The organism is Vibrio sp. 10N.286.52.F8, from assembly GCF_041468745.1.
GTDB lineage: Bacteria > Pseudomonadota > Gammaproteobacteria > Enterobacterales > Vibrionaceae > Vibrio > Vibrio crassostreae_C.
Map to the genome: position 1 here is coordinate 1 of NZ_JBFRJF010000062.1, position 3,709 is coordinate 3,709.

General features: G+C 45.8%; 4 protein-coding genes. 2 read left to right on the forward strand and 2 right to left on the reverse strand.

Translation table 11 applies throughout. From position 1 onward, the window contains the following. Nucleotides 1-291 precede the first annotated feature (291 nt). Nucleotides 292-612: a hypothetical protein gene (locus AB4133_RS21785; RefSeq protein ID WP_372225729.1), complete on the reverse strand. Its 321-nt coding sequence runs from the start codon at nt 610-612 to the stop codon at nt 292-294. A 163-nt stretch (nt 613-775) separates the two neighbouring features. Beyond that, nucleotides 776-1,855 (reverse strand): helix-turn-helix domain-containing protein, encoded by a 1,080-nt coding sequence (locus AB4133_RS21790; RefSeq protein ID WP_372225732.1) that lies wholly within the window; start codon nt 1,853-1,855, stop codon nt 776-778. A 287-nt stretch (nt 1,856-2,142) separates the two neighbouring features. Between AB4133_RS21790 and AB4133_RS21795 the strand changes: the two genes are divergently transcribed. Together AB4133_RS21795 and AB4133_RS21800 are read left to right on the forward strand one after the other, a co-directional pair. Continuing rightward, complete coding sequence (locus tag AB4133_RS21795) at nt 2,143-2,616, forward strand: hypothetical protein (RefSeq protein ID WP_372225734.1); 474 nt, start codon at nt 2,143-2,145, stop codon at nt 2,614-2,616. 11 nt (nt 2,617-2,627) lie between these two features. Further along, nucleotides 2,628-3,173, forward strand: coding sequence for an N-acetylmuramoyl-L-alanine amidase (locus AB4133_RS21800; RefSeq protein WP_102320644.1), 546 nt, complete (start codon nt 2,628-2,630; stop codon nt 3,171-3,173). Nucleotides 3,174-3,709: the final 536 nt, after the last annotated feature.

A 3,709-nucleotide genomic window follows, 5' to 3' on the forward strand; every position in this document is an offset into this window, starting at 1 on the left:
AATCTGATCATCAAATCGATCTTGAATGTATTGAATTTGTTGTGACTTAAGTGTACAAATTAGTGGAAACATCACTTCACGCTACCCCTTATTCCATATGGGTTTTTCATGATCTTGCCCTGGGCTAGCCACCCACATTTGGGTACGCTACCGCCCTTAGGTTTGGCTCCTAAAGGCAATAGTGCAATTTGTTCGCTTTATGCGTTTTTCATACGGTTTTAATTTGCTGCGTAGTCTAGCAAATCAAGTGCATATTGACCAGTTTGCAATTTACCTAATTCTGACAAGGCTTCACAAAGCATTGACCCAGCGGGAGCATTGTACGTCTTGTAGGAACTGGGTTCCTATGAAGTAGCGGTTTTCTTGTGCTGCGTCGCAGTAGCGCTTTTCTATATCAATGAAAATATTGCCGTTTCGGTATAGCGAGACGAAGCTCGGGTTATTGTTTACCGCCAATAACGCTTTAATCTCGGTACGTGTTAGCCCTTGTGGGTAGTGCTTAACCAGCAGTTTCAAGAACTCGCCAATGCGTCCTTCTACTCGCGCTATCTCTTTTTCTAAAATGGTGACTTTTTCTTCCGTTGTCAGTTTTTTTAGGCTGATATCGTCCATTTGCCCTCTCCCTAATTCTACTTTTGTATCTTGACGTTTTTTGTCTGTATTCGCGCTTGGTCTTCCCTAGCCTTTTGGTTTCCTAAGATCTTGGTTTTCTAAGCTATTTTTTTAATAGCTTTGGCTGTGTGAACAAGCGCTTCGTCTGTGAATAATCGAATGGTCACTTTTTAGAATCCGTGCAGGGCGATTTGGATTGAACTAGGGCCTTGATACGTGCTTCGAACGGATTGGTGGTGCTTTTGGCTTGGTAGTCCGCTAGGGCCTGAGAGACGGGCGTGGGTTGTTTGTGAACCATGGTCTTGGCTGCCGGTTGGGTTTTAGCTTCCTTGGTCGATGTAGAAGCAGAAGCCCTTGCTGGTTTAGCCGCTTTTGTTTGCTTAGCCGCTCTAGCCTGCTTAAAGACTGGCGATGAGTCTCGCTTCGCTTTGGCTTGGGCGCTTCTTCTTAGCCAGCCATTCACAAAGTGACCAATGTGCTCAAAGGGTTTGCGCTTATCGGGGTTGATGTACAGCCAGGCTTGCATGGCATGCAGTTCTTGCAGCACATCTAACTTTGGGTAGGTGCGCTCTAATATGGTGGTGAACTCATGATAAATCGGCGCGCAGCCCTCTTTGGTGAGCAGGTGAATCACGACTTCATTCTGTTGGCTTATTGGAGTAGTGGTGGCTTGAGGTGTCGATACCTCATGTTGTTCAGAACCGCTTTGGGGATCAAGAACATCGGTGTCATCCAAGAGGCCGTTTTTCAAGATCAACTCTGTTTTATGTTCTTTATGAAAGATTATGTGTGCCAGATGATCACTCTCCGTGTTGGATCTTGAGTCACCCAGGGGAGTGTCTGAATGGTCGGTTTTCTTCGCATGTTCTGTCTTCTGTGGATATTCCGACGAAGCTGACGGTAAACCTGTTTGTTCTACATTCGTGTTCTCTTGATTCGCTTGGGCTAGATCGGTCTGCTGAATGTGGCTGTCGCTGGGAAGGCGCAGCTGATATATGTTGCTGCGCTGGCGTCCTGAATCATCAAAGCGCTTTATCCGCTTCACAAAACCTTGTTTTTCGAGCTCGTTAACGTGTCGTTTCACGGTTCTTACCGACACTTCGCAATATTGCGCTAAGTAATTTAAGGATGGGAAACACACGCCGCGCGCGTCTGCGTTATCGGCTAATTTCAATAGCACTAACTTGCTTATTGGCGAGCCAGTTTTTAATGGGATGAAAGAAAGAATTAGAGAAACACACATGGTTAACGCTCCTTGTTAATTAGTCATTCGTATAGAAATCCATTGATATACAGAAGCATTAACAACACTTTTTGGCGCTTTAGGGGCAAAAGGCCCATGAGATAAGTTGTAAGAAAAGATGTTTGGTTAATCGCCTCGGATAGATATGCAACATCAACCTTATTAAGCAATGGCTTTTCGAAGCACCTCTCATTTTTCTGTATTCCTCTGTTTTCGTGTTATTCCCGCCAACCCCAATCAAGAATGTTGAAGTACATTGCCCTCCCCATGCAGCAATAAGGTGCTTAATGAAGGCGATAGTTTCTCTTTTTATTTCAGCGTATCAACCCGGAATGGCGAGCATCGAGTGCCGTGCTAACTCCCTCACTCAATCACGTCAGCCGTTATTTTTTAGTGATAGTGATGGGTTTGGCCAAGTACTGAGCTATGAAGTTAACGGTTATAAAGAAAGCCATTTGGAAGGTTGTTATTTTAATGAGGATGAATGCGGTGACACCCCCAGCTATGACGATATTTGCTGGATGATCAGCCGATCGCGGCGTGAAGTGCCACTGGGTTATTACGTGATGTATTTACGCTATGTCCGTCATCACTCTGGTTATGCAAAAACCGTAGAAGAAAGTTTGCGACAACACATCGCATTGCACCCTGATTTAAATGAATCGCTATCAACGTCTTTAATCGCCTATTTACAACAACACGAGGATTTATTTTGTCAAACACTCCACCAGCAACTGATCGAGTTCCAAATCAGCCGTTAGAAGCGTCTGTTTTGCCAGAGCGGGCTGACACCAAAGAACGAATTGATTCGGAAGAGCAGGCTAGCAAGATGGAGCTTATCCCTTCGTTAGATCCTTGTTTACCTTCAGCATCCTATTCATTCAGCCTGGTTTCGGTTTTACTCCGCTTACCTCATTGCCCGCCATATTCCTTTATTACTGTGCATTGCAGCGCCACGCCGCCACAGCAAGATGTAGGCGTAGCCGAGATTCGTCGATGGCATAAAAAGAAAGGCTGGCGCGATGTGGGGTATCACTTTGTTATTCGTCGCAATGGGGATGTCCAATTGGGCAGGCCGCTGTCGCAAACTGGCGCGCATGTGAAAGGACACAACAAGGGCAATATTGGGGTTTGTTTGGTTGGCGGTTGTAATGCCGAGCTGCAACCAGAAGATAACTTCACACTTGCGCAGCGCAAGGCACTGTTTGGTTTGATGGCTGCACTGCAAGAGCAGTTCTTGATTTCAGATGAGAATGTTAAGGGGCATAAAGATTGGGGCGTGAATAAGGCGTGTCCTGTTTTGAAGATAAAAGCTTAAGAGCAGATGCGGGATTCGAAAGGTGAGGAAAATAAAGTGAGAGTGGTGCTTTTAGCTCCTCCCCTTTATCACGACTGTTACTTGGCAAAAAATATCCTATACAAGGGGAGGCTGGGAGGGGTTGGTTAGGCATCGCTAGCAACCCCCTCTAACTCCCCCTTCTATTAACACCATCACTCACAATAGTCCGGTGTTCAAGGGGGAGGACCAAAAGCTAAGTCTTAGAATAATTTGAAGAGCAGTTGCGGGATTCGAGTGACGGGTAAACGAGTAGCGAAGAGATTAAGAGCGAGGAGAAGAAGATGGTTGTTGTGCTTTTAGCTCCTCCCATTTATCACGACTGTTACTTGGCAGAAAATATCAATATAAGGGGAGGCTGGGAGGGGTTGGTTAGGCATCGCTAGCAACCCCCTCTAACTCCCCCTTTTATTAACACCATCACTCACAATAGTCCGGTGTTCAAGGGGGAGAACCAAAAGCTAAGTCTTCGAATAATTTGAAGAGCAGTTGCGGGATGCGAGTGACGGGTAAACGAG

Bases quoted from the DNA above. Each gene is read 5' to 3' on its own strand.
- AB4133_RS21785 (WP_372225729.1), bottom strand. From the start codon at position 612: ATGGACGATATCAGCCTAAAAAAACTGACAACGGAAGAAAAAGTCACC.
- AB4133_RS21790 (WP_372225732.1), bottom strand. From the start codon at position 1,855: ATGTGTGTTTCTCTAATTCTTTCTTTCATCCCATTAAAAACTGGCTCG.
- AB4133_RS21795 (WP_372225734.1), top strand. From the start codon at position 2,143: ATGAAGGCGATAGTTTCTCTTTTTATTTCAGCGTATCAACCCGGAATG.